Below are 15,943 nucleotides of genomic sequence, written 5' to 3'. Positions count from 1 at the left end.
CCCGTCAGGCGGGCCGCACCGCCTCAGCGGCTCACGGTGCGGAAGCGGCGCCCGTTGATCTCGCGCGGCGTGATGCGCACGAAGTTGCTCTTCACGGTCGGGTTCGTGCTCTGCAGGTCGAGCACGCCCGACTCCTCGATCTCGTCGTCGGCGTCGAGCCGTGCCGCGGTGCCGCGCACGACGACGCTCCACGCGAGGCCGTCGCCGACGGCATCCACCTCGAAGGCGACGCGCGGGTCGCGCGCGACGTCCATGAGCTTCGACCCCGGTGCCGTGCGCACGTAGATCCGCTCGCCGTGCGTGAGGTAGTCCACCGGGAAGAGGTCCGGAGCTCCATCGGCGCCCAGCACGGCGAGCCGTCCGATGGTCAGGGATGCCAGGACCTCCCAGCACTCGTTGAGCCGCAGGCCCTCGACGTCGTTCGAGAGGGGGCGGTCGATCGGTCCCTGGTCCGCGGTGTCCATTCCCCCATTCTCCCGCGATCCGGCACGGGAGCGCATCCCGCGCGCGGCGGGCGCCCGCACCCGCGGATGCCGACGCCGAGCCTGCGGCGATTAACCCGGCGATGGCAGAGACGGACGGCATCCACCCCTGACAGACTGGGCCCATGAGCGTCATCGAGAACTCCAAACTCACCGTCGTCGGCGCCGGAAGCGTCGGATCGAGCGTGGCCTACGCCGCCCTCATCCGCGGCTCGGCCCGCCATGTCGCCCTCTACGACATCAACACCGAGAAGGCCGAGGCCGAGGTCCTCGACCTCGCGCACGGCACCCAGTTCACCGGATCGAGCGACATCGTCGGCGGCAGCGACCTGTCCGTCGTCGAGGGCTCGCACGTCGTCGTCATCACCGCCGGCGCCAAGCAGAAGCCCGGACAGACCCGCATCGAGCTGGCCGGCGTCAACGCCGGCATCATGAAGTCGATGATGCCGCAGCTGCTGGAGGCGGCCCCGAACGCCATCTACGTCATCGTGACCAACCCGTGCGACGTGCTGACGGTGCTCGCGCAGGAGACCACCGGGCTGCCGCCGGAGCGCATCTTCGCGTCGGGCACGGTGCTCGACACGTCGCGCCTGCGCTGGCTGCTCGGCCAGCGGGCCGGCGTCTCGGCCCAGAGCGTGCACGCGCTGATCGTCGGCGAGCACGGCGACACCGAGTTCCCGCTGTGGTCGTCGGCGTCGATCGGCACCGTGCCGATCCTCGAGTTCGAGCCCGCGACCGGCGGGCGGATGACGGTCGACGAGCTCGACCGGGTCGCCGTCGACGTCCGGGATGCCGCGTACAAGGTCATCCAGGGCAAGGGCGCGACGAACTACGCGATCGGCCTCACGTCGGCGCGCATCGCCGAGGCGATCCTCGACGACGAGCACGCGGTCATGCCGGTGTCGCCCGTGCTGCACGGGTACCACGGCATCGACGGCGTCGCGCTCTCGGTGCCGTGCATCGTGAGCTCCGCCGGCGCGGTGCCGATCGCGGGCACGCCGTACTCGGCGAGCGAGCTGGGGCTGCTCCGGCGCTCGGCCGACGCGCTGCGCCAGGTCGCCGACTCGCTGCGCGACTGACTCGGGATGCCGGGGGCTCCCGCGGCTCGGAGGGGATGTCGCGGGCCCCGGCTACGCTGAACGCGTGGCCGCCCGCAGACCCTCCTCGACGACATCGTTCCGCTGCACGGAGTGCGGCTGGACGACCGTCAAGTGGGTCGGTCGCTGCGGTGAGTGCCAGCAGTGGGGCACCGTCGTCGAGGCATCCGCCCCGTCGGCGAGCACGCGGGACGTCGCACCGGTGAGTCCGGAGCGGACCGCGCGCCCCATCACCTCGATCGACACGACCGAGGCGCCGCGACGCACGAGCGGCGTCGGCGAGTTCGACCGCGTGCTGGGCGGGGGTCTCGTGCCCGGCGCCGCCGTGCTGCTGTCGGGCGAGCCCGGCGTCGGCAAGTCCACGCTGCTGCTGGAGGTCGCCGCGCAGTCCGCGCGGGCCGGCCGGCGGGTGCTGTACGTCAGCGCCGAGGAGTCGCTCGGCCAGGTGCGCCTGCGCGCCGAGCGCACCGGCACGCTCCACGACCGGCTGCTGCTGGCCAGCGAGACCGACCTCGCGACGATCCTCGGCCACGTCGACCAGGTGCGGCCCGACCTGCTGATCGTCGACTCGGTGCAGACCGTCTCGTCGGCGCTCGGCGACGGCGCCGCGGGCCATCCGAGCCAGGTCCGCGAGGTGGCGTCCACCCTCATCCGCATCGCCAAGGACCGCGACCTGCCGGTCGTGATCGTGGGTCACGTCACGAAGGACGGCTCGATCGCGGGCCCCCGCATCCTCGAGCACCTCGTCGACGTCGTCTGTCAGTTCGAGGGCGACCGGCAGACGTCGCTGCGCTTCGTGCGGGCGCTCAAGAATCGCTTCGGCCCGACCGACGAGGTCGGATGCTTCGACATGGCCGGCGACGGCATCGTCGAGGTCCCCGATCCCAGCGCGCTGTTCCTCGGCCACGGCGACCCGGTGCCCGGCACGTGCGTGACGATCGCGCTGGAGGGCCGCCGGGCGATCCCAGTGGAGGTGCAGGCCCTGACCCTCGAGACCGGTGCACCCAATCCCCGCCGCATCGTGAGCGGCGTCGACAGCGCGCGCGTCGCGATGATCCTCGCGGTGCTCGAGAAGCGCCGCATCGCGAAGACCTCCGACAAGGACGTCTACGTCTCCACCGTGGGCGGCGTTCGGCTCGTGGAGCCGGCGGCCGACCTCGCGATCGCGATCGCGATCGCCGGCGCCGTGCACGAGCGCGCCGTGTCGCGCCACGTCGCCGCGATCGGCGAGCTGAGCCTCGCCGGCGAGATCCGGCCGGTGACGCAGACCGGCCAGCGCGGTGCGGAGGCGGCCCGCATGGGCTACCGCACCGTCATCGACGCGTCGGCGCGCACGCTCGGCGGCGCGATCGGCGAGGCGAGCCTCCACCAGCGCGGAAGGTCCGACGAGCCGGCGGCGTTCTGAGCGCCGGCGACACGGCATCCACGCGTCGCGTCCCCCGAACGGCCGACACGCCGGACGCGCGGAGGGGGAAATGTCCCCCAAAATACCTACAGCGCCGCGGCGCCGTGGTGCGTACGCTGGTATCAGCTCTATAAGAGGCGATATCCACTGTCCCCAGCAGTGGTTGTCACACCATCCCCAGAGGTGTGGCCGTAGTCCTGCCTCGTGAGCAATGGGCCCCTTCAAGTTTCCCAGTCCCCAATGAGAAGCTCGAAGGGGCCCCTTCAATCCCCGGATGTCCCCCGAACTGTGGACAAGACTTGCGGAAAAACCCCCTGGTGTCCACCGAAATGCCTACATCTGGGCACTCCGCGCGGCCGGTATTCTTGTAACAGCTCGAGAAGGCACCAAAACCCACTGTCCCCAGCAGTGGATGTCGCACCATCCCCAGAGGTTCGACCGTAGACCTGCCGTACGAGCAATGGGCCCCTTCGAGTTGCCCAGTCCCCAATGGGGAGTTCGAGGGGGCCCCATCCTTGTCTCTATGCTGAGCACTATGACCGGGAGCCGTCCAGTGAAGAGGAAGCCTCCGCTGGAGTTCCGCAACACGCAGCTCGCCGACGCACTGCAGACGCAGGACATGGCGGCCGTGGCGTTCGCCCTCCGCAACGGTCCCGTCGTGGTCCCCATGATGCGCCCCGGCCGGCGCGACGACCCCCTCGACGGCGGCGACGTCTGGACCTATCGCGATCCGCACACCGGAAAGGTCGCGCTGCTGCTGTTCAGCGACGCGGTCCACAAGCCCGCCTCGCTCCCCCCGGGAGTGGCGCTGCAGTCGCCCGCGTGGCTGCGCGCCTTCCTCGGCACGCACAACGAGACGATCACGTGCATCTTCTTCGACATCGCGGGGCCCCATCCGATGCAGTCGACGATCGACGACCTCATCGCCGCGCTCGACGCCTGAGGGCTCGGCCCGCGACGTCGACGCAGCGCGGATCGGGTACGGCCGCTCCGACCCCGACCGTGCCGCTCACCCCAGGACGAAGACGGCCGAGTCGCTCGAGTCGATGCCGCCGATCGACACCGAGAGGTGGAAGTAGCCGGAGGGGGCGAGCGGGCGCGGGCCGCCGCACGTGTCCACCGCGGAGCGCGTGCGGTCCCACGAGATCGGCGTGACGCTCGACACGGTCTGGTGGGCCTCGAGCTGCACGACCTGGTCGCTCGGCTCGGTCTGGCAGTCGGTCGAACGCCACCAGGTGTCGCTGCCGCTCGTGATGGTGAACGACTGCGTCGCCGTCCCCACGTTGATGAGGCACGGCTTGTCGCCGTCGTTGGTGAGCGTCATCGACAGCTGCGGGAACTCCCCGCCGCCGTACGACTCCTTGTCGGTGACCGGCACGACCTCGACGTTCGCGGTGGTGCACGCCTTCACGGCATCCGCGGTCGGCGAGGGCGACGGGTCCGATGCGGGCTCGGTCGCGGGCGGCGGCGTCGTGGGAGCGGCCGTCGTCGGCGCGGGTGTCGACGGCATGACGGATGCCGTCGGCGACGGCGCCGCGGCGGGTGCGCCGCGCCAGGGCTGCCAGATCACGATCGCGACGATCGCCGCGACCGCGAGCACGGCGATCAGCACCGCGAGCCGGCGGCGCCGGTACACGGCTGCGGAGTGCCGACGACCGGATGGTGTGCTCACCCTGCCAGGGTAAGCCGAGGCATCCGCTTCGCCATTGCAGACGCGCCTAAGACCCGTACGCGTGCACCGAGTGACCCTCGGGCCGGAGCCGGGGCGGACGAGGGCTACAACCGCTTCAGCATGCGGGTGTTGCCGAGGGTGTTCGGCTTGACGTGCGCGAGGTCGAGGAACTCGGCGACGCCCTCGTCGGGGCTGCGCAGCAGCTGCGAGTAGACGTCGGCCTCGACGACCTGTTCGCCGATGGGAGCGAACCCGCGACGCGTGAAGAACTCGACCTCGAAGGTGAGGCAGAACAGGCGCGACAGGCCGAGGCCGCGCGCGTTCTCCTCGAGCCGCGAGACGAGCGCGCCGCCCACGCCATGGTGCAGCCAGTCGTCGTCCACGATGAGCGTGCGGATCTCGCCGAGGTCCTCCCACATGGCATGCAGGGCGCCGCAGCCGATGAGACGTCCGTCGGCCTCGGCGACCACGAACTGCTGCACGGACTCGTACAGGACCACGAGCTCCTTGCCGAGCAGCACGCGTCGCTGCACCCACGGGTCGAGCAGGGTGAGGATGCCGCGCACATCGCTCGTGCGCGCCGGGCGGACGTGGAACTGGCTCACCGCACCACCCTACGCCCGCGGCGCCGGCCGCCATGATCCGGATCAGGAGATCTGGCCGGTACAGGATGCCCGGCCGTGAATCGACCTGTCCTCGTCAGATCTCCTGATCTCGTCGAGGCTGCGAGAGCGGTGCACGGCTCCCCGAGCCCGGCGGGAGAGGGCTGCGTGCACCGGTAGGGTGACTGCGTGACGGTGCTTCGCGACTACGCCGCAGCGATGACCCGGCCGACGCTGTCGCTCGACTCGCCGGCCGATCCGCGCTACGACGAGGTCGTCGCCCCCGACGGCGCGCTGCGTCCCGCCTGGAAGGGCCTGGCCGAGATCGCGCTCTCCCTCACGCCCGACGAGCTGCACCGCATCGACGGCGAGATCACGCGCTTCCTCGCCGACGACGGCGTCTCGTACCTGCGGCCCGACACGGGCGCGCAGCCGTGGCAGCTCGACCCGGTGCCGCTGGTCATCGACGCCGCCGGATGGGCGCGGCTCGACGTGGGCCTCGCCCAACGGGCCGAGTTGCTGAACGCCCTCCTGGTCGACCTGTACGGCGCACAGTCGGTGCTCGCGGAGGGCGTCGTCCCCGCCGCGGCGGTGCTCGGCCACGCCGGCTTCGCCCGGCCCATGGCACGACACAGCGCCCGCGACCCCCACCCGCTCCTGCTGTCGGGCACCGACCTCGGGCGCGCGGCCGACGGCGAGTGGCATGTGCTGGCCGACCGCGTGCAGGCGCCGTCCGGGCTCGGCTTCGCGATGGAGAACCGCCGCGTCATCTCGCAGGTGCTGCCCGACCTCTACCAGGAGAGCGACCTGCACCGCGTGGAGCCCTACTTCTCGGCGCTGCGGGCCGCGCTGCTGTCGGCGGCGCCCGACACGGTCGCCTCGCCCCGCATCGTCGTGATGTCGCCGGGCCCGTTCTCGGAGACCGCGTTCGACCAGGCGTTCCTCGCAGGCGCCCTCGGCTTCCCGCTCGTACAGGGCAGCGACCTCGTCGTGCGCGACGGCTGGGTGTGGCTGAAGCCGGCGGGCTGGCCGCGCACCGCGCCCGCCGAGCGGATCGACGTGATCGTGCGCCGCGTCGACGCGGAGTGGTGCGACCCGCTGGAGCTCCGCGCCGACTCGCACCTGGGCGTCGCCGGGCTCGCCGAGGCCGTGCGTCGCGGACGCGTGCGCCTGGTGAACGGGCTCGGAGCGGGCGTGCTCGAGAACCCCGCGCTCATGCCGTACATGCCCGCGGTGTGCGAGCACCTGCTCGGCGAGCAGTTGCGGCTGCCGTCGGTGCCCACCTGGTGGTGCGGCGATCCGGCCGGCCGCCAGCACGTGCTCGCCCGCGTCGCCGCCGGCGACGACGCGTTCCTGGTGCGCCCGATCGACCAGCCGCGCAAGACGCTCGCGGGTCTCGATCCCGCCGAGCTCGCCGCGCGCATCGCGGCGGCGCCGCACCGATTCGTCGGGCAGGAGATGCTGCCGCTGTCGCAGGCGCCGGTGTGGCGGCCCTCCGGCGACGCGCAGGCCCACGCCGTCGTGCTGCGCGGGTTCACGCTGCGCTACGGCTCCGCGTACCGTCCGCTCGTCGGCGGCCTCGCCACGGTGCGGGAGGGCGCCGACGGCTCCCCCACCACGAAGGACGTGTGGGTGCTCAAGGCCGCGGCATCCGACCCCGATCAGGGCCTCGCCGACATCGTGCCCCTGCCGACGGCGCACACGATCCCCGCCCTCGCCCCGCGCGCCCTCGCCGACCTGTTCTGGGCGGGCCGCTACGCGGAGCGCGCCGAGGATCTGCTCCGCATCCTGCTGACCGCTCAGCAGCAGCTCGACCAGCCGTTCGGCCATCGCGACGACGCCGAGGGCGCGCGCCTGCTGCTGCGCGCGCTGCGGCATCTGGCCGGTGCCCCGCTGGGCGACCCCGACGCGGACTTCCGCTCGCTGCTGCTCGACGTCCGCCGCGCCGGCTCGGCGGCGCACTCGATCGCGCAGCTGCGCGCGGCGCTGGAGGGGGTGCGCGACCAGCTCTCCGGCGACACCTGGCGCGTGTTCTCGAGCATCGAGCGGGCGCTGCGGTCGCTGCGCTCCTCGACCCGCTCGCACCGCACGGCCGAGTCGGGCGGGCGCATGCTGTCGGCGATCCTGTCGCTGCACGGCGTGACCTCGAACATGATCCGGGATGCCGGCTGGCACATGATCGAGGCCGGACGCTTCCTCGAGCGCGCCCTCCAGGTGTGCCACCTGCTCTCCGCCGCGGCCGCCGAGCGCTCCCGCACCGGGCGGGAGGACCTCGCGGCGCTCCTCACGGCATCCGAGAGCGTCGTCACGCACCGCCGCCGCTACCGCGGGTCGATGCGCACGTCGGACGTGCTCGACCTGCTGCTGCTCGACCCCGACAACCCCCGCTCGGTCGCGTTCTCGCTCGCGCACGTGCGCAGCCACCTCGCGGCGATGCCGTCGTCGACCGGGTCGACCCGCCCGGAGCGGCTCGTCGAGCAGCTGGAGACGAACCTCGCGCAGATCGATCCCGCGGTGCTCGCGGTCGCGGCGGGCGCCCAGCGTCCGCTGCTGTCGTCGTTCCTCGCCGGCACGGTGGCGGGCCTCGAGCAGCTCGGCGACGCGATCGCGCAGCTGCACTTCGAGAGCGGTCCGCCGCCGGTGCCGATGTCGGCGCTGTCGCTGGTCGAGGAGAGGCAGGTGCCGGTGTGAAGCACTACCGCGTGACGCACCGCACGACGTACGCGTACAGCAAGCCGGTGCAGGACAGCGTGGGCCAGTTCCACCTCGTGCCGCGTGCGCTGCCGTGGCAGCGCGTGCACGCCGCGCACGTGGTCGTCGACCCGCTGCCCGGCGACGTCGCCGCCGACGTCGACTACTTCGGCAACTCCTCGACGTACTTCCACCTCACCGAGCCGCACTCGCGCCTCGTCATCGAGGCGGTCAGCGATGTGGACGTCGCCGTGCCGGTGTACGACGAGGCGATGAACCGGCCGTGGGAGGACGCCCGTCCACTCGTCCATCCCGGCACCCCCGGCGCGTGGCGCGCCACGGAGTACGCACTGGAGTCGCCTCGCGTGCAGCACGTGCCCGAGGCGACCGCGTACGCCGCGGCATCCCTCACCCCCGGCCGGCCGCTCGTCGAGGCCGCCACCGATCTGATGCACCGGATCCACGCCGACTTCGCGTACGACAGCACCGCCACCACGGTCACGAGCACCGTGGCCGACGCGATGCACAAGCGCGCGGGCGTGTGCCAGGACTTCGCACACGTGGCCCTCGCATGCCTGCGCGGGCATGGGGTGGCGGCACGGTACGTGTCCGGCTACCTCGCCACGCAGCCACCGCCCGGCAAGGAGCGCATCGTCGGCGCCGACGCGTCGCACGCGTGGCTCGCGGTGTGGATCCCGGGCACGCAGGAGTGGCTCGCGATCGACCCGACGAACGACCAGTGGGCGAACGACCGGTACGTCACGGTGGCATGGGGGCGCGACTACGGCGACGTGTCGCCCGTACGGGGCATCATCTTCACCAAGGCGAAGCGGTCGACCCTGCACGTCTCCGTCGACGTCGCCCCGGTCGACGCACGCTGACCCGCGGGCGCACGAACGCGAAGAGCGGATGCCGGTGGCATCCGCTCTTCGCGTTCAGACGGTCTCTCAGGCGCTGGCGGCCAGGTCCGGCGTCGTGGCGATCTCGCCGGCGGCGCCGACCCCGATCGCGACCTTCTCGCCGCGCGGCGCGGTCTCGAACACGAACTCGCCGCCCTGGACGTCCACCGTGACGTGGTCGCCGGCGTTCAGCTCGCCGTGCAGGATGCGCTCGCTCAGCCGGTCCTCGACCTCGCGCTGCATCGCGCGGCGCAGCGGCCGGGCGCCGAGCGTCGGGTCGAACCCGATGTCGATGAGCTTGTCCTTCGCGGCATCCGACAGCTCGACCGTCATGTCGCGGTCGAGCAGGCGCTCGGCGAGCCGCTTCGTGAACAGGCCCACGATCTGGCGCAGCTCGTCCTTGTTCAGCTGCGGGAACACGATGATGTCGTCGAGGCGGTTGAGGAACTCGGGCTTGAAGTGCCGCTTCAGCTCCTCGTCGACCTTGCCCTTCATGCGCTCGTAGCTCGTCTGGGCGTTGCCCTCGACCTGGAAGCCCACCGGGCCGCCGGCGATCGCCGACGAGCCGAGGTTGGTCGTCATGATGATGACGGTGTTCTTGAAGTCGATCACGCGGCCCTGGCCGTCGGTGAGGCGGCCCTCCTCCAGGATCTGCAGGAGCGAGTTGAAGATGTCGGGGTGCGCCTTCTCGATCTCGTCGAACAGCACGACCGAGAACGGCTTGCGGCGCACCTTCTCGGTGAGCTGGCCGCCCTCCTCGAAGCCGACGAACCCGGGAGGGGCTCCGAACAGCCGCGAGACGGTGTGCTTCTCGCCGAACTCGCTCATGTCGAGCGAGATGAGGGCGCCCTCGTCGTCGAACAGGAACTCGGCGAGCGCCTTGGCCAGCTCGGTCTTGCCGACACCCGTGGGGCCGGCGAAGATGAACGAGCCCGAGGGCCGCTTGGGGTCCTTCAGCCCGGCGCGCTGACGGCGGATCGTGCGGGAGAGCGCCGCGATGGCCTCCTCCTGCCCGATGACGCGCTGGTGCAGCGCCTTCTCCATGAAGACGAGACGGCTGGTCTCCTCCTCGGTGAGCTTGAAGACCGGGATGCCGGTGGCCTGCGCCAGCACCTCGGCGATCAGCCCCTCGTCGACGACGGCGTGCGACGCCACGTCGCCCGAGCGCCACTGCTTCTCGAGGCGCAGACGCTCGGCGAGCAGGGACTTCTCCTCGTCGCGGAGGGAGGCGGCCTTCTCGAAGTCCTGCTCCTCGCTCGCGCGCTCCTTGTCCTCGCGCACCTTGGCGATGCGCTCGTCGAACTCGCGGAGCTCGGGCGGCGACGACAGGATCGACAGGCGCAGGCGGGCTCCCGCCTCGTCGATCAGGTCGATGGCCTTGTCGGGCAGGAAGCGGTCGCTCACGTAGCGGTCGGCGAGGTTCGCCGCCGCGACGATCGCGCCGTCGGTGATCTGCACCTTGTGGTGCGCCTCGTAGCGGTCGCGCAGGCCCTTCAGGATGTTGATCGCGTGCGGCAGGCTCGGCTCGGCCACCTGGATCGGCTGGAAGCGGCGCTCCAGCGCGGCATCCTTCTCGAAGTGCTTGCGGTACTCGTCGAGCGTCGTGGCGCCGATCGTCTGCAGCTCGCCGCGGGCCAGCAGGGGCTTGAGGATCGAGGCCGCGTCGATCGCGCCCTCGGCCGCGCCCGCGCCCACGAGCGTGTGGATCTCGTCGATGAAGACGATGATGTCGCCGCGCGTGCGGATCTCCTTGGTGACCTTCTTCAGGCGCTCCTCGAAGTCGCCGCGGTAGCGGGAGCCGGCGATGAGCGAGCCGAGGTCGAGCGAGTAGACCTGCTTGTCCTTCAGCGTCTCGGGCACGTCGCCCTTGACGATCGCCTGCGCGAGGCCCTCGACGACGGCGGTCTTGCCGACGCCGGGCTCGCCGATGAGGACGGGGTTGTTCTTCGAACGGCGCGACAGGATCTGCATGACGCGCTCGATCTCCTTCTCGCGCCCGATCACCGGGTCGAGCTTGTTCTCGCGCGCGGCCTGCGTGAGGTTGCGGCCGAACTGGTCGAGCACGGCCGAGCCGCCCTGCGCCTGCTGCTGGCTCTCGTGCGCGGCGCCCGAGACGGCGGCCGGCTCCTTGCCCTGGTAGCCGCTGAGCAGCTGGATGACCTGCTGGCGCACCTTGTTGAGGTCGGCGCCCAGCTTGACGAGCACCTGGGCGGCGACGCCCTCGCCCTCGCGGATGAGGCCGAGCAGGATGTGCTCGGTGCCGATGTAGTTGTGGCCGAGCTGCAGCGCCTCGCGCAGGCTCAGCTCGAGCACCTTCTTGGCGCGCGGCGTGAACGGGATATGGCCGGTCGGCTGCTGCTGGCCCTGGCCGATGATGTCCTGCACCTGCTCGCGCACGGCGTCGAGCGAGATGCCGAGGCTCTCCAGGGCCTTCGCGGCCACGCCCTCACCCTCGTGGATGAGGCCGAGCAGGATGTGCTCGGTGCCGATGTAGTTGTGGTTGAGCATCTTCGCCTCTTCCTGGGCGAGCACAACCACGCGACGGGCACGGTCCGTGAATCTCTCGAACATCGTCCGACTCCTCCGGGGCGCACTGGTGGCGCCTTACATCGAGGGTAACGAGCGGCGGATGCCGTCATGCCCGTGTTCGCCATGGGCATAGCGTCGGGCGGCGCACGGCGAGGGTTGACAACGACAATCGATATGCATATCGTTTTTCGATAACAACGATCATCGATATGGAGGTTGAGAGATGAACGCCACCGCCCCTGACCGCGGCCTGACCCGGAACGACGTCGTCGCGCTGTGGTTCTTCCTCGTCGTCGGCGCCGCGCTCGTCGTCATGACGACGGTCTTCGCCGTCGTCCGGATCGTCGACGCCTTCACCGCCACCACGATCCGCGTGCCCGCCGAGTTCACCGGCACCCTGGCCGAGGCGCCCGTCGGTCCCGACGGCGCCGCCCGGGCGGTGGAGCTCGACAGCGCGCTCCTGATCGCCGACGGGATGTCGGTCGCCGGCCGGTCCGCGATCGTGATCGAGCAGGTGCTCGCCGTCGCGAGCATCGCGACGCTCGTCGGCTGTCTCATCGCCCTGAGCGTCGCCGCCATGCGCCGCCGCGTCTTCAGCCGGCGGAACACCGTGCTCGTGAACGTCGCCGGAGCGGCCGCTCTGGTCGGCATCGGCGTCGTGCCGTTCTTCGGCAACATGGCGGCCAACGACGCGTTCCGTGCGGTCTCGGACGGCACGTTCAGCAACGTGATCATGACCGCCGACCTGTCGTCGCTGTTCCTCGTCGGCTTCGTGGCGGCGACGGCATCCGTCGTCTTCGTCATCGGCGACCGGCTGCAGCGCGACACCGAGGGTCTCGTATGAGCCCCGCCGACCTCGAAGAGGGGCCCAGCGGCATCCACTGCCGTCTCGACGAGCTGCTCGCCGAGCGCGGGATGACCCTCGCGCGGCTCTCGGAGCTGGTCGGCGTCTCGGTCGTGAACCTGTCGGTCCTGAAGAACGACCGGGCGCGCGCGATCCGCTACTCGACGCTGGCGGCGATCTGCCGCGTGCTCGACTGCGAGGTCGGCGACCTCCTCGTGCGGGCCGAGCCCTGACCCGCTCTCACTGCCCTCCCCGCTGACTCACTGCCTGCTCGCTGACTCGCTGCCCTGCTCGCTGGCTCACTGCCCTGCTCGCCGTGTCACTCTCCTCCCCGTCGAGTCACTGCCCTGCTCACCGACTCACTGCCATTTCCGGCGACTCACTGCCCTGCCGTCGACTCACTGTGCTGCACCACAGTGACTCGCACGGAACGCAGTGACTCGCGGAGGACGGCCGGACGGAGGGCGACGTCCGCGGCGCGACAACCCGAAGCGCGCGACGCCCGGAGCGTGACGACCCGCAGAGCGCGGCGCCCCCCAGCGAGCCGGGTCAGAAGACCGGGATGGTGACGGGGGTCGCGAACTCGGCGCCGCCGCCGGCGAGGGTCAGGGCCACGTCGAGGTCGTCGTCGAGACCCGGCGCGTGGACGACCACCGCGCGCGGAGCCATGTCGGCGGTGCAGATCTGGTCGGCGGGAGGATCGACGAACGTCACGGTCACGCCCGCGGGGTCGGTCACCTTGACGTCCGCCACCACCGGGGCGCACGAGGACGAGCCCCAGGTCAGCACGACGATCTCGTCGTCGTCCACCCAGCCCGCGGTCGGCGAGTACTCCGGCACCTCCGCGTGGGCGAGGGCCGGCACGCCGTCGAGGTCGGTGTCGCCGTGGAGGCCCGCGCCGGTGACCCGGATCTCCAGCTCCTTGGTCGGATCGACGCCCTCGGGCAGGCCGACGAGCGTCACGCGCGACACGTAGTCGCGCGTGCAGGGTCGGCCGGGGTCGACCTCCTCGAGCACGACGGACAGCGTCCCGTCGGCCTCGAGCGTGACCTCGCCGGCCGCCGGCACGCACGTCGAGCTGCCCTGCGTGACGAGGCCGATCATGCTGCCGCCGTCGAGCCACGCGGCATCCACCTCGATCTCCTCGCCCGTCGCGGGCGCGGTCGGCGTCGGACTCGACGAGGCGCCCGGCGTGCTCGCACAGCCGGAGAGCGCCAGCGCGCCCAGGAGCAGAAGAGCGGATGCGGTCGTGATGCGCCTCGTCATGGTTCGATCCTGGCCGAGAAGCCTGGATGCCACACGCGAGAGCGGTCACAGAGCCATAACGACCGCGGACTACTGGAGCGCCGAGGTGAGGCGCGCGAGGTTGTCGAGCACGGTGGAGCGCAGCGGCTGCTGCTTCCACTCCTCGAGGGTGAGCTCGCGACTGAGCGAGCGGTAGAGGTCCTCGACCTCGCGCAGCTGGTCGACGAACTCCGACCCGCGCACGAGCATCGTGATCTCGAGGTTGAGACCGAACGAGCGCATGTCCATGTTGCTGGAGCCGATGATGGCCGTCTCGTCGTCGATCGTGAGGCTCTTCGTGTGCAGGATGTAGGGCTTGCGGTACATCCAGATGCGCACGCCCGCGCGCAGCAGCGCCTCGTAGTAGCTGCGCTGGGCGTGGTACACCATCGCCTGGTCGCCCTCCTCCGAGACGAACAGCTCGACCTGCAGCCCGCGCTGGCACGCGGTCGTGATCGCCAGGAGCAGTCCCTCGTCGGGCACGAAGTAGGGGCTCACGATGATGATGCGGCGCTGCGCCGCGAACAGCAGCGCCATGAACATCTTGAGGTTGTTCTCGAACTCGAACCCGGGCCCGGACGGCACGATCTGGCAGTCGAGGTCGCCGGGGCCGGACTCGACGTGGAAGAGGTCGATCTCGTCGGTGAGCACCTCGTCGGTCTCGCTGTACCAGTCGGAGAGGAACACGGCGTTGATGCTCGCGACGACGGGCCCCTCGATGCGCGCCATGAGGTCGACCCAGTGCAGTCCGCGGCGGATGTTCTTGGGCAGGTTGTAGGTCGAGTCGGTGAGGTTCTGCGAGCCGGTGAACGCGACCTTGCCGTCGACCACGAGGAGCTTGCGGTGGTTGCGCAGGTCGGGCCGCTGGTACTTGCCCTTGAGCGGCTGCACCGGCAGCATGAGGCGCCAGTGGGCGCCCATCGCATCGAGACGGGCGATGGTCGTCTTGTAGTACGGCTTGCTGCGGTTGGCCCAGTGGTCCATGAGCACGCGGACCGTCACGCCGCGCGCGACGACCTCCTCGAGGGCCCGGAAGAACACGTCGGTGGTCTGGTCGGCCTGCAGGATGTAGAACTCGACGTGCACGTAGTGCTCCGCCTCGCGCACGGCGTCGGCCATGGCCTGGATGCTCGTGTCGTAGTCGGCGATCAGCTGCGCGCCGTTGTCGCCCGCCAGCGGCAGGGCGCCGAGGTTGCGGTTGAGCGTCACGAGCGACGTGAACCACTCCGGCGCGTTCGGCCGCAGGCTGCCGAAGTCGAGGTGGGCGCTCGTCTCGCGGATGTAGTCGTTGATGCGCTGCTGCTTGAGCCGCCGCTTGCGGGGCAGCCGCGGATTGCCGATCAGCAGGAACAGGAACACCCCGATCAGCGGGATGAAGTAGATCGCCAGGAGCCACGCCATCGCCGCGGTCGGGCGGCGGTTGCGGGGGATGATGATGATCGCCGCGACGCGGATCGTGATGTCGAAGACCATCACCAGGAGGACCCACCAGGTCCAGTCGACCGTGATGGTAATCATCCGTTCCCCCCGGTACGGCTCACCGCAGCGACTTCGCGGGAGGATGGCCGGCATCCTCGTCCGGGGCGGCCGTGAGACCGCGTTTCGCGCGCTCCTCCGCCTCGATCCTCGCATAGACGGACCGCTCGTGACGGTCCATGCGGAAGATGGCGCGCAGGATGAACAGGAAGAGCCCGAGCACCACGACGGTCGGCAGCAGCGACCAGATCACGGCACCCCAGTAGTCGTCCATGCCTCCATCGTACGGGGATGCGCGGACTCCTCCCCAGCCGGTCATCTCGCCGGGTTGTCCACGGATGCGCCCTCCGGCGTCCCGCGCCGTCGCGCCGTGCGCGACGCTCGGCTCATGACGACGACCCTGACGATCTCGACCCCCGCCCAGTTCCTCTCCCTCGTGCCGAGCGTGCTCGGCTTCCATCCGGTCCGCAGCCTCGTCGCGGTGCCGACCCGACGCGGTCGCAGTCTCGGGGCGCTCCGCATCGACCTGCCGCCCGACGACGATCCCGACGCCAGCGAGCGGCTCGCGTCGAGCGTCGTGGGGCTCGTCTGCCGCATCGCCGACGCCGACGCGATGGTCGCCGTCGTCTACACGGATGCCCCGGTCGGCGACACGTTGCCCCACCGGCGGCTCGCCGAGGCGCTGTCGGTCAGCGCGGACTCCTGCGGTCTGCCCCTCACCGACGTGCTCGTGGTGGCCGCCGACGGCTGGGGCTCGTACCTCGACCCGCTCCTGCCCGACGGCGGACGACCGCTCGCCGAGCTGGCGCCCCCGGAGATCGAGGACGGGCCGGAGGTCGCCGGCGACCAGGCCGCGGGCGCGGCGCTCCCCCGCCACGAGCCGGCGGAGGTCAAGGCGGTCACCGCGGCCACGAAGGCGGTGCGGGCGGCGCTCGCGCTCGTCGGCGATGCCGCGGGAGTGC

General features: G+C 71.1%; 15 protein-coding genes. 8 read left to right on the top strand and 7 right to left on the bottom strand.

All coding sequences use genetic code 11. The features are described 5' to 3' along the window. Positions 1-23: 23 nt before the first annotated feature. Complete coding sequence (locus tag WML84_RS06275; protein ID WP_347345286.1) at positions 24-464, bottom strand: pyridoxamine 5'-phosphate oxidase family protein; 441 nt, start codon at positions 462-464, stop codon at positions 24-26. A 143-nt stretch (positions 465-607) separates the two neighbouring features. Here WML84_RS06275 and WML84_RS06270 point away from each other — a divergent pair, with 143 nt between their 5' ends. The 3 genes from WML84_RS06270 to WML84_RS06260 all read left to right on the top strand — a co-directional run bounded on the left by WML84_RS06270 (position 608) and on the right by WML84_RS06260 (position 3,927). Further along, positions 608-1,561: an L-lactate dehydrogenase gene (locus tag WML84_RS06270; RefSeq protein WP_347345285.1), complete on the top strand. Its 954-nt coding sequence runs from the start codon at positions 608-610 to the stop codon at positions 1,559-1,561. Positions 1,562-1,625: 64 nt separating this feature from the next. Continuing rightward, the gene (radA, locus tag WML84_RS06265) at positions 1,626-2,984 is read left to right on the top strand and encodes a DNA repair protein RadA (RefSeq protein WP_347345284.1); all 1,359 of its coding nucleotides are present in this window, start codon (positions 1,626-1,628) and stop codon (positions 2,982-2,984) included. 535 nt (positions 2,985-3,519) lie between these two features. Then, positions 3,520-3,927, top strand: a complete 408-nt coding sequence (locus WML84_RS06260; RefSeq protein WP_347345283.1) for a dehydrogenase — start codon at positions 3,520-3,522, stop codon at positions 3,925-3,927. Positions 3,928-3,993: 66 nt separating this feature from the next. Here the strand turns inward: WML84_RS06260 and WML84_RS06255 are convergent, their stop codons facing one another. Together WML84_RS06255 and WML84_RS06250 are read right to left on the bottom strand one after the other, a co-directional pair. Continuing rightward, on the bottom strand, positions 3,994-4,656 hold the full coding sequence (locus WML84_RS06255) for a hypothetical protein (protein WP_347345282.1): 663 nt from the start codon (positions 4,654-4,656) through the stop codon (positions 3,994-3,996). A gap of 104 nt (positions 4,657-4,760) precedes the next feature. After that, positions 4,761-5,261 (bottom strand): amino-acid N-acetyltransferase, encoded by a 501-nt coding sequence (locus WML84_RS06250; RefSeq protein ID WP_347345281.1) that lies wholly within the window; start codon positions 5,259-5,261, stop codon positions 4,761-4,763. A gap of 186 nt (positions 5,262-5,447) precedes the next feature. Between WML84_RS06250 and WML84_RS06245 the strand changes: the two genes are divergently transcribed. Continuing rightward, positions 5,448-7,949: a circularly permuted type 2 ATP-grasp protein gene (locus tag WML84_RS06245; RefSeq protein WP_347345280.1), complete on the top strand. Its 2,502-nt coding sequence runs from the start codon at positions 5,448-5,450 to the stop codon at positions 7,947-7,949. After that, positions 7,946-8,830 (top strand): transglutaminase family protein, encoded by an 885-nt coding sequence (locus WML84_RS06240; protein WP_347345279.1) that lies wholly within the window; start codon positions 7,946-7,948, stop codon positions 8,828-8,830. The genes WML84_RS06245 and WML84_RS06240 overlap by 4 nt, the downstream gene beginning before the upstream one ends. A gap of 66 nt (positions 8,831-8,896) precedes the next feature. Here the strand turns inward: WML84_RS06240 and WML84_RS06235 are convergent, their stop codons facing one another. After that, the gene (locus WML84_RS06235; RefSeq protein ID WP_347345278.1) at positions 8,897-11,419 is read right to left on the bottom strand and encodes an ATP-dependent Clp protease ATP-binding subunit; all 2,523 of its coding nucleotides are present in this window, start codon (positions 11,417-11,419) and stop codon (positions 8,897-8,899) included. Positions 11,420-11,600: 181 nt separating this feature from the next. Here WML84_RS06235 and WML84_RS06230 point away from each other — a divergent pair, with 181 nt between their 5' ends. Further along, entirely contained in the window at positions 11,601-12,221 is a 621-nt protein-coding gene (locus tag WML84_RS06230) for a hypothetical protein (protein ID WP_347345277.1), read from the top strand. Next, on the top strand, positions 12,218-12,454 hold the full coding sequence (locus tag WML84_RS06225; protein ID WP_347345276.1) for a helix-turn-helix domain-containing protein: 237 nt from the start codon (positions 12,218-12,220) through the stop codon (positions 12,452-12,454). Before WML84_RS06230 ends, WML84_RS06225 begins: the two co-directional genes overlap by 4 nt. A 316-nt stretch (positions 12,455-12,770) precedes the next feature. Here the strand turns inward: WML84_RS06225 and WML84_RS06220 are convergent, their stop codons facing one another. The 3 genes from WML84_RS06220 to WML84_RS06210 form a co-directional block, all read right to left on the bottom strand. Beyond that, the gene (locus WML84_RS06220; protein WP_347345275.1) at positions 12,771-13,487 is read right to left on the bottom strand and encodes a hypothetical protein; all 717 of its coding nucleotides are present in this window, start codon (positions 13,485-13,487) and stop codon (positions 12,771-12,773) included. 69 nt (positions 13,488-13,556) lie between these two features. Then, positions 13,557-15,023, bottom strand: a complete 1,467-nt coding sequence (gene cls, locus WML84_RS06215; protein WP_347345274.1) for a cardiolipin synthase — start codon at positions 15,021-15,023, stop codon at positions 13,557-13,559. 19 nt (positions 15,024-15,042) lie between these two features. Continuing rightward, a complete protein-coding gene (locus WML84_RS06210; protein WP_347345273.1) occupies positions 15,043-15,255 on the bottom strand; it encodes a hypothetical protein in 213 nt (70 codons plus the stop codon). A gap of 114 nt (positions 15,256-15,369) precedes the next feature. Between WML84_RS06210 and WML84_RS06205 the strand changes: the two genes are divergently transcribed. Then, on the top strand, positions 15,370-15,943 hold a 574-nt coding region (locus tag WML84_RS06205), incomplete at its 3' end, for a DUF4192 family protein (protein WP_347345272.1).

Source organism: Microbacterium sp., from assembly GCF_039812165.1.
Taxonomy (GTDB): Bacteria; Actinomycetota; Actinomycetes; order Actinomycetales; family Microbacteriaceae; genus Microbacterium.
Note: the sequence above shows the minus strand (reverse complement) of the source record. Positions and strands in the feature narration are given on the sequence as shown.

Coding starts and splice junctions, on each gene's coding strand:
- WML84_RS06275 (WP_347345286.1), bottom strand. CDS start 464: ATGGACACCGCGGACCAGGGACCGATCGACCGCCCCCTCTCGAACGAC.
- WML84_RS06270 (WP_347345285.1), top strand. CDS start 608: ATGAGCGTCATCGAGAACTCCAAACTCACCGTCGTCGGCGCCGGAAGC.
- WML84_RS06260 (WP_347345283.1), top strand. CDS start 3,520: ATGACCGGGAGCCGTCCAGTGAAGAGGAAGCCTCCGCTGGAGTTCCGC.
- WML84_RS06235 (WP_347345278.1), bottom strand. CDS start 11,419: ATGTTCGAGAGATTCACGGACCGTGCCCGTCGCGTGGTTGTGCTCGCC.
- WML84_RS06230 (WP_347345277.1), top strand. CDS start 11,601: ATGAACGCCACCGCCCCTGACCGCGGCCTGACCCGGAACGACGTCGTC.
- WML84_RS06225 (WP_347345276.1), top strand. CDS start 12,218: ATGAGCCCCGCCGACCTCGAAGAGGGGCCCAGCGGCATCCACTGCCGT.
- WML84_RS06220 (WP_347345275.1), bottom strand. CDS start 13,487: ATGACGAGGCGCATCACGACCGCATCCGCTCTTCTGCTCCTGGGCGCG.
- cls (WP_347345274.1), bottom strand. CDS start 15,023: ATGATTACCATCACGGTCGACTGGACCTGGTGGGTCCTCCTGGTGATG.
- WML84_RS06210 (WP_347345273.1), bottom strand. CDS start 15,255: ATGGACGACTACTGGGGTGCCGTGATCTGGTCGCTGCTGCCGACCGTC.